This is a genomic window from Alteromonas sp. WD8-37 (genome assembly GCF_055326825.1).
This window is the reverse complement of the sequence record NZ_JBUZOV010000006.1, coordinates 21,996-37,217: the sequence shown is the minus strand read 5'-3', so window position 1 is coordinate 37,217 and position 15,222 is coordinate 21,996. Positions and strand designations below refer to the sequence as shown.

At 50.2% G+C, this 15,222-nt stretch carries 15 protein-coding genes; 11 read left to right on the top strand and 4 right to left on the bottom strand.

Annotated elements, in window-relative coordinates; translation table 11 throughout:
* The first annotated feature begins 169 nt into the window (after positions 1-169).
* Positions 170-943: a hypothetical protein gene (locus tag ACTUJZ_RS13195; protein WP_463636801.1), complete on the top strand. Its 774-nt coding sequence runs from the start codon at positions 170-172 to the stop codon at positions 941-943.
* A gap of 66 nt (positions 944-1,009) precedes the next feature.
* On the opposite strand, the gene ACTUJZ_RS13190 is transcribed toward ACTUJZ_RS13195, so the two are convergent.
* The gene (locus ACTUJZ_RS13190) at positions 1,010-1,813 is read right to left on the bottom strand and encodes a PEP-CTERM sorting domain-containing protein (RefSeq protein ID WP_463636800.1); all 804 of its coding nucleotides are present in this window, start codon (positions 1,811-1,813) and stop codon (positions 1,010-1,012) included.
* A gap of 523 nt (positions 1,814-2,336) precedes the next feature.
* Between ACTUJZ_RS13190 and ACTUJZ_RS13185 the strand changes: the two genes are divergently transcribed.
* From ACTUJZ_RS13185 to cyoE, 7 genes are all read left to right on the top strand, one after another.
* A complete protein-coding gene (locus ACTUJZ_RS13185) occupies positions 2,337-3,644 on the top strand; it encodes a mechanosensitive ion channel family protein (protein WP_463636799.1) in 1,308 nt (435 codons plus the stop codon).
* Between the two features lie 355 nt (positions 3,645-3,999).
* Positions 4,000-4,416: a hypothetical protein gene (locus ACTUJZ_RS13180; protein ID WP_463636798.1), complete on the top strand. Its 417-nt coding sequence runs from the start codon at positions 4,000-4,002 to the stop codon at positions 4,414-4,416.
* Between the two features lie 168 nt (positions 4,417-4,584).
* Positions 4,585-5,535 (top strand): ubiquinol oxidase subunit II, encoded by a 951-nt coding sequence (cyoA, locus tag ACTUJZ_RS13175; protein WP_463636797.1) that lies wholly within the window; start codon positions 4,585-4,587, stop codon positions 5,533-5,535.
* Between the two features lie 2 nt (positions 5,536-5,537).
* Positions 5,538-7,526, top strand: a complete 1,989-nt coding sequence (cyoB, locus tag ACTUJZ_RS13170) for a cytochrome o ubiquinol oxidase subunit I (protein ID WP_463636796.1) — start codon at positions 5,538-5,540, stop codon at positions 7,524-7,526.
* Entirely contained in the window at positions 7,523-8,158 is a 636-nt protein-coding gene (gene cyoC / locus ACTUJZ_RS13165) for a cytochrome o ubiquinol oxidase subunit III (protein ID WP_463636795.1), read from the top strand. Before cyoB ends, cyoC begins: the two co-directional genes overlap by 4 nt.
* Positions 8,158-8,514 (top strand): cytochrome o ubiquinol oxidase subunit IV, encoded by a 357-nt coding sequence (gene cyoD, locus ACTUJZ_RS13160; protein WP_463636794.1) that lies wholly within the window; start codon positions 8,158-8,160, stop codon positions 8,512-8,514. Before cyoC ends, cyoD begins: the two co-directional genes overlap by 1 nt.
* A gap of 51 nt (positions 8,515-8,565) precedes the next feature.
* Positions 8,566-9,450 carry a heme o synthase gene (gene cyoE / locus ACTUJZ_RS13155; RefSeq protein WP_463636793.1) on the top strand — a complete coding sequence of 295 codons (885 nt, stop codon included), beginning with the start codon at positions 8,566-8,568 and terminating at the stop codon, positions 9,448-9,450.
* 30 nt (positions 9,451-9,480) lie between these two features.
* Here the strand turns inward: cyoE and ACTUJZ_RS13150 are convergent, their stop codons facing one another.
* Together ACTUJZ_RS13150 and ACTUJZ_RS13145 are read right to left on the bottom strand one after the other, a co-directional pair.
* Positions 9,481-9,771, bottom strand: coding sequence for a putative quinol monooxygenase (locus ACTUJZ_RS13150; RefSeq protein ID WP_463636792.1), 291 nt, complete (start codon positions 9,769-9,771; stop codon positions 9,481-9,483).
* A gap of 99 nt (positions 9,772-9,870) precedes the next feature.
* The gene (locus ACTUJZ_RS13145; RefSeq protein WP_463636791.1) at positions 9,871-11,049 is read right to left on the bottom strand and encodes an ROK family transcriptional regulator; all 1,179 of its coding nucleotides are present in this window, start codon (positions 11,047-11,049) and stop codon (positions 9,871-9,873) included.
* Positions 11,050-11,183: 134 nt separating this feature from the next.
* Between ACTUJZ_RS13145 and ACTUJZ_RS13140 the strand changes: the two genes are divergently transcribed.
* Complete coding sequence (locus tag ACTUJZ_RS13140; protein WP_463636790.1) at positions 11,184-12,146, top strand: carbohydrate kinase family protein; 963 nt, start codon at positions 11,184-11,186, stop codon at positions 12,144-12,146.
* Between the two features lie 233 nt (positions 12,147-12,379).
* Positions 12,380-12,931 (top strand): hypothetical protein, encoded by a 552-nt coding sequence (locus ACTUJZ_RS13135; RefSeq protein WP_463636789.1) that lies wholly within the window; start codon positions 12,380-12,382, stop codon positions 12,929-12,931.
* Between the two features lie 84 nt (positions 12,932-13,015).
* Here the strand turns inward: ACTUJZ_RS13135 and ACTUJZ_RS13130 are convergent, their stop codons facing one another.
* Positions 13,016-13,171 carry a hypothetical protein gene (locus tag ACTUJZ_RS13130; protein WP_463636788.1) on the bottom strand — a complete coding sequence of 52 codons (156 nt, stop codon included), beginning with the start codon at positions 13,169-13,171 and terminating at the stop codon, positions 13,016-13,018.
* 301 nt (positions 13,172-13,472) lie between these two features.
* Here ACTUJZ_RS13130 and ACTUJZ_RS13125 point away from each other — a divergent pair, with 301 nt between their 5' ends.
* On the top strand, positions 13,473-15,194 hold the full coding sequence (locus tag ACTUJZ_RS13125; protein ID WP_463636787.1) for an AMP-binding protein: 1,722 nt from the start codon (positions 13,473-13,475) through the stop codon (positions 15,192-15,194).
* The last annotated feature ends 28 nt before the right edge of the window (positions 15,195-15,222 follow it).

Below are 15,222 nucleotides of genomic sequence, written 5' to 3'. Positions count from 1 at the left end.
ACCAGTGACCAGCTTACCCAAATTAACACCCCATTCACAATACCTACATTTAACTTACACTAATGTTAGCGTCCAGCGCGCTAAAAGTTCGTTGCGGGCAATTCTTTCCTGACTGTCAATTTCGTGCAAAATTCTTATAATGCGCGCTTTTTATTTACAAGGATCCATCATGAAACTGGCAGTTGTTGCAGGGCTGACCCTGCTTTTTCAAAGTCCGCTCGCCCTGGCCGCCAACTGGAGCGAAACAGAGCTGCATATTCAACATGGCCAGTTGAATCAGCCTTTTGCTGCGCAGAGTAATACTGATATCGATACCACTATCTTCACCCTGCAGCACGCCAGCGGCTGGGATTATGGTAGCCAGTTTTTCTTTTTTGATTATGCCCGTACCGCCGATGGCGATGAACTTTACGGTGAGTGGTATCCCTTCTTCAGCAGCAAGCAGATTTTAGGCAGTCAATACAGCGGGCCGATTCAGGATATTGGTCTGGTATTGGGGGTTAACGCCGCCCCGGATGCCGAGGTGGTGAAGTACTTACCGGGTGTGCAGGTCAACTGGGCGGTGCCCGGCTTTAGTTTTTTTAATACCCTGCTAACCGCCTATATTGATGACAGTAAAGGACTGGCTGGCGACGGTGCACCACAAGAGGGAAACAGTGCCATGTTCGATATGGCCTGGCGTCTGCCGTTAAATGTGCATCAGCAACAGTTTTTTGTGGAAGGGCATGCCGAATATATCCGAGCCCGTGACAGTGAAATACCGGGTGTACGGGTAAAAGACTGGGTTCTGGCGCAAGTTCAGCTGCGTTGGGATCTTGGCCAGGCCCTGTGGGCAAAGCAGGAACAGCTGTTTGTCGGTGTAGAGTATCAGTACTGGAATAATAAGCTGGGTACCAATGAAGATGAAAGTGCATTGCAGTTGCTTGGGGTGTGGCGGTTTTAAAGCGTACTAGTTAGTAAATAAAGGCATCAGGAGGACTGCACGGCTCTCCTGGTTGCCGCAATAGGATTACTTACGGCTTCGCCATCTGCGGTAGAATAGTCCTAAGGTCAAAGCACTAAATAACAGTGCAGACCCGGGCTCGTTGACATCCCGGGGAGGTGGGCTGGGAGGCTGATCATCATCATCAGGCAGTATATCCGGATCGATATCTCCAGATAGACCAAAGCGGATATTATCAATCGCAAACCCTGCCGGTTCGGCCCCTACCAGGTTTAAAAAAACGCCAGCGATTGCCGCAGCGCCATCATCAAGTACCAAGCCTAAAAACTCGATACCAATTTCATCATTGCTCACCGAGCCCAGTAAGCTGCCATCGCGGGCAAAGGCAGTAATGGCTGTTGATTCTACAGCGTTAAAAAAGCCGCCGTCAAAGCCTACTGCAGCCTGATCCTCGCTAAACAAAACGGCAATACCGCCATTGAACCTAGGTGTTCCGGATAACACTGGCGAAGTCGGGTTTGACCCATCACCGGTGATAAACGTGTCAGGAGCAGCAGGATCTAACATTAGCGGATCATCTGGGGGCCCGATAATACACGCTGACGCTGCCGCTCCGGGGCAGTCAGCTCCGGGAGTTGGGCTAAGCATCTGCCCCATAAACCAACCATCAAAAGTCACGGTTGGACCGCCAGGATCACCACCGTAGTCTGCAGATGTGTAAGTAGGGTTAGGTGTACCCAACGGAAATTCTGAAAAAGTGATTAGATTGGCGCTGTCCTCGAAGTCCTCCGCTTCAAGTTTAATAACAGCTGCCTGGGTGGAAAGAGTGATTATCAAGCCACTGCCTAATAATAGAGGTTTAAGCTTCATTTTCGTATCTCCCGAAAATTTTTATACAAGTGTAATTGCGTTGCCATTTTTCATGCTTACATCACAAATCCCTTGCATATTAAAGGGTTGCATAATCAGCGCCATTGTGTAGGTGACTGAAACATCACATTTAAATACTGGTTACTTTTTTATGTGTAAAAATACCTGACACTACTTTTTCATAGGAGCTGAATCACCCAAACATTAGAAAAAGTTAATGTTCAGGTTGGGAGATTCTATCAAAAGTACCGAAAACTTATCAGTTTACAAAAGCTTACGTTGATAGACGTAAATTACATCTGAGATAACCGTTTAGAACAAGCTCTTAAGTATGAATTAATAGACAGCCGCTACTCTCTTACTAATTAGTTTATTTTCCTCTGCTCCACCTTTTTTGCTATGCTTTTTGCCCTCTAAAACAATCGCAATCGCTGGTTAATAGCCCACCATCATAGGGAAAGTCACTGAGCGAATTGCCAGGCAAAGCCACGTACTGGTTGCTTTGTATCACAAGGATATCTTCATGCCGTTTTTGGATGCGCTGTTTAGCCGGGCGGAGCAACAACTGTCCCGCTTAGAGCAAGCGGTATTTAGCACCGATTTTTTGTATCAACTGTTGTTGATCCTCACCCTCTATTTATTGGGCTACCTGGTGGCCCGGCAGGTACGCAAAGCCGTGCCATTTTTACGCCACCCGCCACCAGATGGAAACCATACGCTCCAACTGCTGGGTTACCGGCTGGGCAATATGTTGTTTCCGTTATTTACTATCTTTTTACTGCTGCTGACCACCCGACTGGGCAGCCTGTTTTTGCTTGACCCCTGGCTGCTGGATATTGCGCTGGTGCTGGCCGTAATGATCTTCTTATCCGGTTGCATCAATACCTTCGTCAAAGGCGGCTCGATGGCCATCTTTTTGCGTTGGGTCGGCTTGCCTATCGTTTTTCTACATATGATTGGGGTTCTGCCAGTAGTCATTACCGCATTAGAATCTATATCTGTATCAGTCGGAAATGTAGATGTATCGGCCTACGGGATTGCACGAGTACTGGTATTTGGTGCATTACTGTTTTGGATGGGGCGGGCGTCTAATCATGTTGGTCAAAACATCATCCGCAATCACAATACGATGGATATCACCACCAAAGAGGTGTTTGCCAAGCTGTATGAAGTGGCGCTGTTCTGTGTCATTTTCTTATTGCTGCTCAATATCATGGGCATCAACCTCACTGCCCTGGCGGTCTTCGGTGGTGCGGTGGGTGTGGGCCTGGGCTTAGGCCTGCAAAGCATTGCCTCTAACTTTATCTCAGGCATCATCATTTTGCTGGACCGCTCACTCACTGTGGGTGATTACGTGGAACTGGAGGATGGCAGTAAAGGCTTTGTGCGCGAGTTTAAGATGCGCTATGCCGTACTGGAAACCTATGACGGCAAAGATATTCTGGTGCCCAATGAAAAGTTTATCAGCAGTCTGTTGGTCAACTGGACCCACAAAGACCCGAAGCAGCGTTACCGGATTGACTTTAGTGTGGCTTACCAGACTGACATCCGTGCCATGGTAGATATTATCAAAGAAGTAGTGAGCGAACACCCGCAGGTATTAAGTGGCGATGCGGTGCCGCTGGAAGAACGCCCGGATTGCGAAATCGACAGTTTTGGCGACTCCGGCGTCAACATGTTTGTGGAGTTTTGGATGGAAGGTATTGATGATGGTAAAAACCGTGTCGGCGGCGATTTGCTGCTACTGATTTTTGAAACATTGCGCGAACATGATATCAGTATTCCGTTCCCTCAGCGGGAAGTCAGAATCCTCAATCAAAACAATGAATAAATAAATAAGGGCTGGCGACAGCCCTTATTTTTTAAGCACTGATTGGCCCCCTTAAGCGTAAAACTCAAGCTGAACAAAAATCAACCACCTACACACCAAAAGCATCTCTTAATCCTGCATATTGCAGCCTGACACTTGGTTAAATTTTTATCATTAAATAACTTAAACAAAATAATTATATAATATAATCAACAACCTACAAATAAATTAACTTTTGGTTAACATTTTCACCTCACCCGCTTTGATTTCTAACGCTAATAGAGATTTTACTTGGTCGCGGATTTTGCTATCCTTTGCCGGCAAATTCCCTTCCCAGGCGAATTTTTAACCAAGTTTTTCATTAAGCGAGAGTGAGATGGTCCTTTTGACTTCTTTGTTTACAATCAGCAAAAACGGTCTGCTTCGTCAGAAAGCCGACGCGTACGCTCATTGGTTATGCAAAGGCGTGGGCGCCACCTTGTTTATTTCTGTTTTAAATGTGGCATTGCTGCTGTGCGGTGCCCTGGCTGACTCGACCGATGTAGTATCTGCGGTAATTGAAAACCCGTTTATTGGTCCGGTTACTGTTGCATCACTAGGGCTGTTAGTCGCCTGCAAGCTGGTGTACAACGCGTTTAAAAATGCCCTGGTTAATCTTCTGTTTACACCAACATCTGCACGCCGTGCAGGTGTTATTTTAAGTAAGTCATCACTTACTCATACCGAATTTGCCGCAAGTCAACGTGTTCAATTATCACATGGCTCGCGCGCACCCCCTTTAAGTGCTGCCTAGCGCGCTTGTTTGTTATTCAGCTGTTGTTTCAGGTGAATAACATAGCAGGCACGCGGGTGTGCTTAAACTAGCTGGGAGCCACCCGTGGGGTGAATCCCGGACATGAGCGTCGTCCTGGTTGTTCTGGGGCGGCAGGATAGTAAACCTCTGGGTTGTAGGAAAATTCCTTTGCTTATTCGTAACCTTTGTACAATTGCTCTTACCGCCGTCGTGATGACACTAGCAGGTTGTAGTGGCGGGGTACTCGATCCGAAAGGACAAGTCGGTGTTGAAGAGAAGTGGCTGATTATTATCAGTACACTTTTGATGCTGATTGTTGTTATTCCGGTTATCGTGCTGACCCTGTTCTTCGCCTGGAAGTATCGCGCCAGTCGGGATTTTGAAGTCTATACCCCTAAATGGGCTCACTCGGTGAAGATTGAGTCGGCTGTATGGTCGATTCCTATTTTGATCATCATCGTGCTGGGTGTCATCACGTGGAAATCCACCCACGCGCTCAACCCTTATAAGCCGCTTGAAGGCAAGGGCGAGCACCTCACCGTGGAAGTGGTGTCACTGAACTGGAAATGGTTATTCATTTACCCTGAACAAGGTATTGCCACAGTCAACGAGCTGGTGTTCCCGGCTGGTAAACCGGTGGCGTTCAAAATTACCTCTGAGGGCACCATGAATTCCTTTTTCATTCCCCAGTTAGGTAGTCAAATCTACTCAATGGCAGGCATGGAAACCAAGCTGCATCTGATTGCTGATGAACCGGGCACGTTCTACGGTTTCTCGGCCAACTATAGCGGTGAAGGTTTTACCGGTATGGATTTTGACGCCATTGCCACGCCAACCGCAGAAGGATTTGACGAGTGGGTAGAAAAAGTTAAGCGCGAAGGTGGTGAGCTGAATCAAGCTTCTTATAACGAGCTGGCAGAACCCACACAATCGCACCCTGTTGAATATTTTGCCGATGTAGAAGATAACCTGTTCCACACGATCATCATGAAGTTCATGAAAGATCACGGAAAAATGGACTACTACAGCAAGCCTGAAGGTGCTGTTCAGGGCCGTCACGAATCTGCTTCTAAGCAGATGGAAGACCACGGCGCACATGAAATGGGGGCCAAGGAGTAATCATGTCTTTCTTAGGTAAACTATCTATTGAAGCCGTGCCGTACCATGATCCGATAATCATGAGTACGCTCACGGTGGTAGCGATATTGGGTGTGGTACTTGCCACCCTGATTACCAAATACAAAAAGTGGGGCGTGCTGTGGAATGACTGGATCACATCCATCGACCACAAACGCCTGGGTATCATGTATATCATCCTGGCGCTGATTATGCTGCTGCGCGGCTTTGCCGACGCCATCATGATGCGCTCACAGTTAGCGTTGGCCACCAATGGGGCCGAAGGCTATCTGCCGCCAGACCATTATGACCAGATCTTCACCGCGCACGGCGTTATTATGATCATCTTCATGGCCATGCCGTTCATGGTTGGTCTGATGAACATCATTTTGCCTCTGCAAATTGGTGCTCGTGATGTGGCGTTCCCGTTTTTGAACAACCTCAGCTTCTGGCTGACAGCTGGTGGTGCCATCCTGATCAACTTATCGTTAGGTCTAGGTGAATTTGCCAAGACTGGCTGGGTGGCGTATCCGCCGCTGTCAGGCTTGCAATACAGTCCGACCGTCGGGGTTGATTACTATATATGGGCCTTGCAGATATCCGGGCTCGGTACGCTACTCACCGCAGTTAACTTCCTGGTAACTGTGTTTAAGATGCGTGCACCGGGTATGAAGCTGATGCAAATGCCAATCTTTACCTGGACGTGTACCTGGGCCAACATCCTGATCGCAGCATCGTTCCCGATTCTGACTGCGGTTCTGGCGATGCTGACTCTGGACCGTTACATGGACTTCCACTTCTTCACTAACGAAGCCGGTGGTAACTCCATGATGTACATCAACCTGTTCTGGGCATGGGGTCACCCTGAAGTTTACATTCTGATTCTGCCAGCCTTTGGTATCTTTTCAGAAATTATCTCGACCTTTACTGCCAAGCGTTTGTTTGGTTATAAGTCGATGGTTTATGCCAGTGGCGCGATTGCCATCTTAGGTTTCGTCGTATGGCTGCACCACTTCTTCACCATGGGGTCGAGCGCCAATGTGAATGCCTTCTTTGGCATCATGACCATGATTATTGCGGTACCCACCGGGGTTAAGCTGTTCAACTGGATCTTCACGATTTATCGTGGCCGGTTAACCATCACCACACCGGTACTGTGGACCATTGGTTTTATCTGTACTTTCACCATCGGTGGTATGACTGGCGTACTGCTGGCTATCCCAGGTGCTGACTATGTATTACATAACAGCCTGTTCCTGATTGCCCACTTCCACAACACCATTATCGGTGGTGCGGTATTTGGCTACCTGGCCGGCTTTGTATACTGGTTCCCGAAAGCCATGGGCTTCAAACTGGACGAGCAATGGGGCAAGCGTGCCTTCTGGTGCTGGCAGATCGGTTTCTTACTGGCCTTTATGCCTCTGTACGTACTGGGCTTCTTGGGCATGACCCGTCGTCTGAATTCAACCAATAATCCAGACTGGAACATTTGGTTGTATATCGCGGCACTGGGTGCTGTGGTCATTGCCTTTGGTATTCTATTCCAGGCGATTCAGCTGATTGTCAGCTTCATGAAGCGCGAAGAGCTGGATGACAAAACTGGCGATCCTTGGAACGGTCATACACTGGAGTGGTCAACAGCTTCTCCACCGCAGTTCTATAACTTTGCCAAAATTCCTTATGTGAAGGACATCGATACCTGGACTGACATGAAGGAAGAAGGCGAAGCTTATAAGCGCTACGAAAGCTATGAGCCTATCCATATGCCGAAGAACACCTCAGCCGGTGTGACCATCAGCGGCAGCCTGACAGTATTCTGTTTTGCCATGATCTGGCACATCTGGTGGCTGGCCATTGTTGGCCTGGTTGGCGCAATCGCGTTCTACATCAAGCGTTGCTACACCAAGGACGTGGATTACTACGTGCAGCCGGATGAGATTGAGAAAATCGAGGATGAACATCTGAAAAATGCGCCAAAAGAGGTAACAGCATGAGTTCAATTCCAGCAAGCTTAAATCCTAACAGTGATGTCGGAGGTCATGGCGACGGCCATGACCACGAGCACCACGATACGAGCGGCAATACGATTTTCGGCTTCTGGGTTTACCTGATGACCGACTGCTTGTTGTTTGCATCGTTTTTTGCCACCTACGCGGTGTTGTTTATGAACACCGCTGGCGGGGTATCTGGTAAAGATATTTTCGAACTGGATTTTGTGGCTGTGGAAACAGCCGCCCTGCTGTTAAGTAGTATTACTTTTGGCTTCGCCATGATCGGTGCGCACAAGCAAAACAAAGCGCAAACCCTGACCTGGCTTGCCGTCACCTATGCATTTGGTGCTGCCTTTATTGGCATGGAAATCTATGAATTCCATCATCTGATCGTAAATGGTAACGGCCCGGGTGAGAGTGCCTTTTTAACCGCGTTTTTCTCGCTAGTAGGTCTGCACGGCCTGCACGTGACCGCCGGTCTGATTTGGATGACTATCATGATCATTGAAGTGCTGCGTCGTGGCCTGGGTACCCAGACTGTCACACGCCTGAGCTGCTTAAGCTTGTTCTGGCACTTCCTGGATATCGTCTGGATCTGTGTATTCACTGTTGTATATCTGATGGGAGCGATGTAATGAGCCATAGCCATTCACATTCTACTACCCCGGGTGAAACAGAAGCACATTCTGCGGATCACGGAGATGTAAAATCCTACGTGATTGGGTTTGTACTGTCAGTGATCCTGACAGCGATCCCATTCTGGGCTGTAATGGAAGGTGACTTTTCCAAAACCACCACCATCTGGACGGTGGTTGTAGCTGCAATCGTGCAGCTTTGGGTGCACCTGAAGTTCTTTTTACACCTTAACTTTGTCACTGAAGACGGTCGGGCCAGTACCTTCTCGTTCTTATTCAGTGCGCTGGTTATTGTGATGATTGTTGGCTTGTCGGTGTGGATCATTTACGAAGCTAACGCAATGATGATGTACTAGCCGGCTGGCTGGTATATCATTATCCAAGTTGTATCTGGAGAAACAAGTTAGATGTTCCGACGTTATTTACAGGTGACAAAACCCGGCATCATTATGGGCAATCTGATCTCTGTGGCTGGCGGCTTTTTGCTGGCCTCGCGCGGGGATATAGATGGCCTGCTAATGGTAGCAACACTGGTTGGGTTGTCGCTGGTGGTGGCATCAGGTTGTGCAATTAATAATTGTATCGACCGCGATATTGATGCCCGCATGCAGCGCACCAAGACCCGGGTTACCGTGACCGGCGAGATGTCAGTGAAAGCAGCGCTGGCCCACGGCATTGTGCTAGGCGTAGCAGGCTTTGCCTTGCTGGCGGCTTTCACCAATGCTGTGGCAGTCTTTTTTGCTGCGTTCGGCTACGTGATTTATGTAGGCGTCTACAGCCTGTACATGAAACGGAATTCTATCTATGGCACTTTGGTGGGCAGCCTGTCAGGGGCTGTACCACCAGTGGTAGGCTATTGTGCGGTGACCGGCCAGTTTGATGCCGGCGCGGCGATCCTACTGCTGATGTTCAGCCTGTGGCAAATGCCACACTCGTACGCCATCGCGATCTTTCGCTATAAGGATTACGAGGCTGCCAATATTCCGGTTTTGCCGGTAGCCAAAGGTATCGAACGCGCCAAGTTGCACATTGTGCTGTACATCGCGGTTTATGCCCTGGTGACCATGTTACTGCCATTAGGTGGGTATACAGGTTTAGGCTTTATGGCCGTGGCGGCAACCACCAGTATCTGGTGGTTGGTGATGGCCTTAAAGGGCTATCGCAGCGATGTGGATATCAATGGCTGGGCCCGCCAGGTGTTTGGTTTCTCAATCTTGAACATTACATTATTAAGCGTGGCCATGGCAGTGGATTATCACACCGTGGCACCGCAAATATTTGCGTTCAATTAAAACAAAAAAGGCTCCATCGCGGAGCCTTTTTTAATCCTCAATGATCCGGTATTTTCGGATCTCGCTGCTTTCCACAATCTCGGTCGCCTGTTCACTGAAACGGCGAAAGTGACCAGCATTAAAGTGCGCATCAAGCGCCTCAGTATTGTCCCACAGTTCATTGACTACCAGTTCTATTTTATCCCCGTCAGTACGGCGCAAAAGGTCGTAGCGCTGGCAACCATTTTCCTGGCGCGAATGAAATTGCAGAGTTTTTAACGCACTCTCCAGATGCTCAAGGTTGTCTTCCTGGCAATGCAGTGTGGCAATCACCGCAATCATAGTTTTCTCCTGTCTCTTTGAACCCAGCCATTTTGTACGCAAGGGCATCAGAACCGATTTACCCTTGCACAGATTTCATGCTCTTACCCGATGGGAGTATCACAACAGGTAAGTATGCTCCAGCAACGGCAGATGAGCACAGCCTAACGCCTGCGCCTGAGCCCCCACTCCGCCTGGCTCGGCGGTAATTGGGTGTATGCCCCGCCAATCCTGACCCTTGAGATGGTGGTTGATGGCGCTGACCAGCGCGTGCAATAACCAGCCTGGCACGATGCCATCGATGATCATTGTCTTAGTATCTAATACAGCCTGCAAGGCCACACTGGCCTGTGCGATGGCTTTAGCCGCCTGCTCTATCCACTGCTGCACCTTATCCTGCCAGGCGGGCTCCGGGCCCTGACTGTGTCGCACCTGGTGCCAATGGTGCTGGCCAAGTTGCTGCTTCAACCCGTACACCGAGGCTAACTCGTGCAACTGAGCCAGCTGGCCGTGGGGCCCGGTCACGGGCAGCGACGCCATTGCCCCGGCATTGCCGGTGCTGCCAGCATGCAGCGCACCATCGATGACCACCGCCCCGCCGATAAAGGTGCCGATAAAAAAATACGCAAAATGACTATGGACCGTACGGTTACTGCAAAACAGCTCGGCCACGCACGCGGCATTATCGTCATTGCTAATCACCACCGGCAGCGCAAAGTACTCTCGTAGCCATCGGTTTAGTTCAGCCGGGTCCTCATATAACGCCGGCTTTGCTACCGGGTCAGGGACAGTAGCCGGGTTTGTCCATTGCCCGGCAAAATACGGCATCGCTACCCCAACCCCGCAAATACGCTGACGTTGCGCCGGACTTAGCGGTGCACAGACCACGGCCATGGCTGCAGCCAAAAATTCTTGTAGCTGAACAATATCCGGAGCCTGGGCCACACTGCTGTGAAAGCCAATCACCTCGCCACATAAATTCACCAGCGTCAGATCCATCTGCTGCCGGCCTATCTTCAGGCCTAAACTGTACGCCCCATCCGGGTTAAGCATATAGGGCACCCGGGGCTGGCCCTTACCGCGGCCTGCCAGGCGTTGTCGGCTAGCACCTCTGACCACCAAACGCTGGTCTTCTAAGCGGGCTATCACCTGCGCTGCAGCTTGCGCTGATAAGCCGGTGCGGGTTGAGATTTCTACTTTTGATAAGGCCTGATGCTGGCGCATCAGTTCAATCACCTGGCGATCATTGGCAAAGCGAATACGTTGCTGCCCGCGGTGGTGCCGGTGTGTTGCTGTCATTGTCTACTCCTTTGACGACATGCATGAATTAATTAAATAAACAAAGTTGATTTAATGCAAGATGTTTCCCATACTGCAATCTGACGTATAAGTCATTTTCTCATGTTGATGCGCAACTGTATAAAGGTTTGGCTATGTTAAATGTATTATGTCTGGGTGAGGTGCTGGTCGATATGCTTGGTCAGCTACAAACCACCCCGGATGGGACCGAGCAAAAAGTGTTCCGGCCCTTTGCTGGCGGCGCGCCGGCTAATGTCTCAGTGGCGGTTGCTCGGTTGGGTGGGCGCAGCCAGCTGATCTCTAAGGTCGGTGAAGATACGTTTGGCCGTTTTTTAACCGATACCCTTGAACGCTATCAGGTCGATACCCGGTATGTCACCACAGCCACAGGCAAAACCGCCCTGGCATTTGTAGATCTGGATGCCCGCGGCGAGCGCACCTTTGAATTTTATGTCGATAACGCGGCGCATAAGGATTTGCAGGAAAAAGATATCGAACCGGTGGCTGTAGATGGCCACAGTGTGGTGCATTTATGCTCCGGGTCATTTTCCACTGAGTTACTCACCAGTAGCGCTGAGCTATTGATTGAGCGCACCCGGGCTAATCATGGGTTGTTATGCATGGATATTAACTGGCGGCCAGGATTTTGGCGCAACCCGGCGCACGGGCCAGGTATTATTGGCCGGGCCGCCGGTCGCATGGACATCATCAAAGCCAGCGCCGAAGAACTGGATGAGTTGTACGGTGACCAGGCTGACACCATGATTGAGCAGTGGATCAAGCAAGGTGTACAGCTGATTCTTATCACGGACGGGGCCAACCCGGTGCAGTGCATCACCCCCACCCATCGCATTTCGCACCCAGTGCCTGCGCCCCAGGTGGTAGATACCACCGCCGCCGGCGATGCGTTTATCGGTGGGTTACTCTATTACCTGGCAGCCACCCTGTCTGAAGCTGGCGAACTTAGCCGCCTGACCGATTCAGCAGAAAACCTGCATGCCTTGCTCAGCTTTGCCAGCCAGTGTGGTGCGGTGGCAGTGTCCCGCTTCGGAGCCTTTGATGCTTTGCCCACGTCCCAGGATGTGGCCCTGCCCTAAACCCTAACGCCACATTGCGCCATGCTGGTGCAATCTTGCAACATACCGGGCAAAGACTGCCCGGTCTGCGTTGCCTTAACACCCTCAATCTTTGCTCAGTGCTGCTATAGGCCCCGCGATGCCTGGTGTCTACAGTAGCGCGTTCACTTGTGCACAGCCTTTGCATGAACCTTTTTTAATATCATTGGGTTAGCATGCACGCCAGTAGACAGGCAACACAAAAAGGAAAGGCAATGGCAGCACACAAAGGGCAAAATATTGATTTTATCGTGGCAACCTGTGAAGACGATGCCGGTGCATTGTCACGGGTTTCTGCCATCTCCTCGGCATTTCCCCGCGCCAGGGTAATCGTCGCCGACAGTTCGAGTGACGAGTACAAGCAAGGTTCGCGATTATATGACACATTGCAATTACTGGGACATCAGGCAGTTTATGTTGATTGTGACGAAGGCTGCCGCTACAGCTGCTATCAACAGGCATTGCAGCATAGCTCACGAGACTATGTCGCCTTTCGATATAATAGCGGCAAGGTGGATGAAGCCCTCACCGCTTTGGGGTTGTCTGAAGAATTTAACGAGGATGCCCTGGTGACGCACCCGGAATGGCAAGCCCAGACTGGCGCTCAGCAGCTTGCTGCCAGAAAGATTGAAGCTGTGGTGTTTAAGCGCACCTATCTGGAACAGCAGGCGCAGCTGGGTAATTCATCCGATGATAATGCAGAATCCTTTTTTACCCGCTTGGCAGATGCGGCGCAGATTAATAAAGGCTTGGTCGCTGCGGCCTGATAAAACCCTTGGGTGCCAAATTCTGGCACCCAAGGCTTCGCCAATCTTCTCATTTCGCGTTATCTGAGCCGCGAGCTTGCGACCCTAAATAGTACAGCTATCACCGCAATCATTGGCACCGTCACGCAAGGCGTCAGCCTCAGCATTGGCTGCTTTATCATTAGCATGCTGCGTAGCTTCTACAGATTTTTCTACAGCGTCAAAATCAATATCATCAAAATCAAATTCGTCGTCAAACATATACGGATATCCTGTTCATCATGGTTTTGCGCAGTGTAGCAAACGCCCGCCGCTAGCGTAAGCACTGCCTGTCGATTCAAGCTGCCTCTAATCTTAGCCGACAACTAATTCCGTAAGACTGCCTGACTGTCGACATATTTGTCTATTTTGTTAAACATGTTAAGAAAAGGTTGATTGCCACCTACGTCTTGATTACTCTGCCAAAGACAGCCGAGTTAGCCAAAAGTATAACTCGGCCAGTGCCATCTCGGTGCAGTGCATATTATCTGCATCATAGATTCTGCAAGTATGGAGACAGAGTATGCCAGGTACCAACACATCATCATCCAGTGATTTTCCTCTGACTCAAAGTTATTTTAAAGGGGCCGAAGGTGTGCCGCTGACCAATGCAACTCTGGGTGAGCATTTTCGCAGCATTGTCGACAAACACCCTGATCAGGAAGCGATTGTGGTGCGCCACCAAGCCATCCGTTGGACATATCGTGAGCTATGGCAACAGGTTGAAAAGGTTGCCACCGGATTATTGGCACTGGGTGTACGCTCTGGCGATCGGGTGGGAATCTGGTCGCCCAACAGCATTGAGTGGTCACTGGTTCAATATGCTACCGCCCGCATCGGCGCAGTGATGGTCTGTTTGAATCCGGCTTACCGACCCCATGAGCTGGAATTTGCCATCAACAATGTTGGGGTAAAATACCTGGTCATGGCCGAGTCATTCAAGCAATCAGATTATGTGCAGATGATTCAGGAACTGGCTGACGAACCCGACGAGGCCGCTGGCACGCTGACTTTTTCCCGTTTGCCATCGCTGAAGCAGGTGGTCCTCACCGCCCCCACACCACAGGCGGGCATGCTGCCATTTTCAGCGCTTTATGAATTAGGCACGGCAGCGCAATACACCGCGCTGCAGGCTATCGAAGCCACCCTCAAGGCCAGTGATCCCATCAATATCCAGTTTACCTCGGGCACCACCGGCAATCCAAAGGGGGCGACCCTAAGCCACTATAATATTCTCAATAATGGTCATTTGGTGGCACACACCATGCGCCTTACCCAGCAGGATAAAATTTGTATCCCGGTGCCTTTGTATCATTGTTTTGGCATGGTATTGGGCAACCTGGTGTGTATGAGCGTGGGCGCTTGTGCAGTGTTTCCATCTGCGGCATTTGATCCGGCGCTGACCTTGCAAACTGTACAGGAGGAAAAATGCACGGGCTTACATGGCGTGCCCACCATGTTTATTGCCGAGCTAGAGCTGGCTGATTTTGACCAGTATGATTTGCGCTCCCTGCGCACCGGCGTAATGGCCGGCAGCACCTGCCCGGAAGAGCTGATGCGTAAAGTCCATCAATTATTTCATATGCACCAGGTGGTGATTGGCTACGGGCAAACCGAATGCAGCCCTATCAACCATATTACCGATATCGACTCGCCACTGGAAAAGCAGGTGAAAACCGTAGGCCGGGCGATGGACCATACCGAAGTCAAAATCGTCGACAGTCAGGGCAATATCGCACCGCTGGGTGAGCCGGGTGAGATTTGCGCCCGCGGGTACTGTGTGATGCAGGGCTATTGGGACGATGCGGCAAAGACCCAGGCCACTATTGATGAGCACGGGTGGCTGCATTCTGGCGATTTAGGGGTGATGGATGAAGAAGGCTATGTGACCATCGTCGGGCGCATCAAGGATATGATCATCCGCGGTGGGGAAAATATCTACCCGCGGGAAATCGAAGAGCTGCTGTATCATCATGAAGATATCAGCGATGCCGCTGTATTTGGCATTCCGGATGACAAATTTGGTGAGCAGGTATGTTTATGGCTCACAGTAAAAGACGGCCGCGCGACCACCGAGCAGGCGATTAAGGCCTATCTGCAAGAACATCTGGCTTATTTTAAAATTCCCAAATATATCCGCATTGTGGACAGCTATCCGATGACCGTCACCGGTAAGGTCCAAAAATTTAAGATGCGCGAGCAAATGGTGGCCAGCTTAGAAGAGCAATCAGCCCTGGCGGGCTAGCCGACATAGCGCCGGGCCCGTGGGCGGG

What these genes read in the sequence shown, in the direction of transcription:
- ACTUJZ_RS13195 (WP_463636801.1), top strand. Translation starts at nt 170, where the DNA reads ATGAAACTGGCAGTTGTTGCAGGGCTGACCCTGCTTTTTCAAAGTCCG.
- ACTUJZ_RS13190 (WP_463636800.1), bottom strand. Translation starts at nt 1,813, where the DNA reads ATGAAGCTTAAACCTCTATTATTAGGCAGTGGCTTGATAATCACTCTT.
- ACTUJZ_RS13185 (WP_463636799.1), top strand. Translation starts at nt 2,337, where the DNA reads ATGCCGTTTTTGGATGCGCTGTTTAGCCGGGCGGAGCAACAACTGTCC.
- ACTUJZ_RS13180 (WP_463636798.1), top strand. Translation starts at nt 4,000, where the DNA reads ATGGTCCTTTTGACTTCTTTGTTTACAATCAGCAAAAACGGTCTGCTT.
- cyoB (WP_463636796.1), top strand. Translation starts at nt 5,538, where the DNA reads ATGTCTTTCTTAGGTAAACTATCTATTGAAGCCGTGCCGTACCATGAT.
- cyoC (WP_463636795.1), top strand. Translation starts at nt 7,523, where the DNA reads ATGAGTTCAATTCCAGCAAGCTTAAATCCTAACAGTGATGTCGGAGGT.
- cyoD (WP_463636794.1), top strand. Translation starts at nt 8,158, where the DNA reads ATGAGCCATAGCCATTCACATTCTACTACCCCGGGTGAAACAGAAGCA.
- cyoE (WP_463636793.1), top strand. Translation starts at nt 8,566, where the DNA reads ATGTTCCGACGTTATTTACAGGTGACAAAACCCGGCATCATTATGGGC.
- ACTUJZ_RS13150 (WP_463636792.1), bottom strand. Translation starts at nt 9,771, where the DNA reads ATGATTGCGGTGATTGCCACACTGCATTGCCAGGAAGACAACCTTGAG.
- ACTUJZ_RS13145 (WP_463636791.1), bottom strand. Translation starts at nt 11,049, where the DNA reads ATGACAGCAACACACCGGCACCACCGCGGGCAGCAACGTATTCGCTTT.
- ACTUJZ_RS13140 (WP_463636790.1), top strand. Translation starts at nt 11,184, where the DNA reads ATGTTAAATGTATTATGTCTGGGTGAGGTGCTGGTCGATATGCTTGGT.
- ACTUJZ_RS13135 (WP_463636789.1), top strand. Translation starts at nt 12,380, where the DNA reads ATGGCAGCACACAAAGGGCAAAATATTGATTTTATCGTGGCAACCTGT.
- ACTUJZ_RS13130 (WP_463636788.1), bottom strand. Translation starts at nt 13,171, where the DNA reads ATGTTTGACGACGAATTTGATTTTGATGATATTGATTTTGACGCTGTA.
- ACTUJZ_RS13125 (WP_463636787.1), top strand. Translation starts at nt 13,473, where the DNA reads ATGCCAGGTACCAACACATCATCATCCAGTGATTTTCCTCTGACTCAA.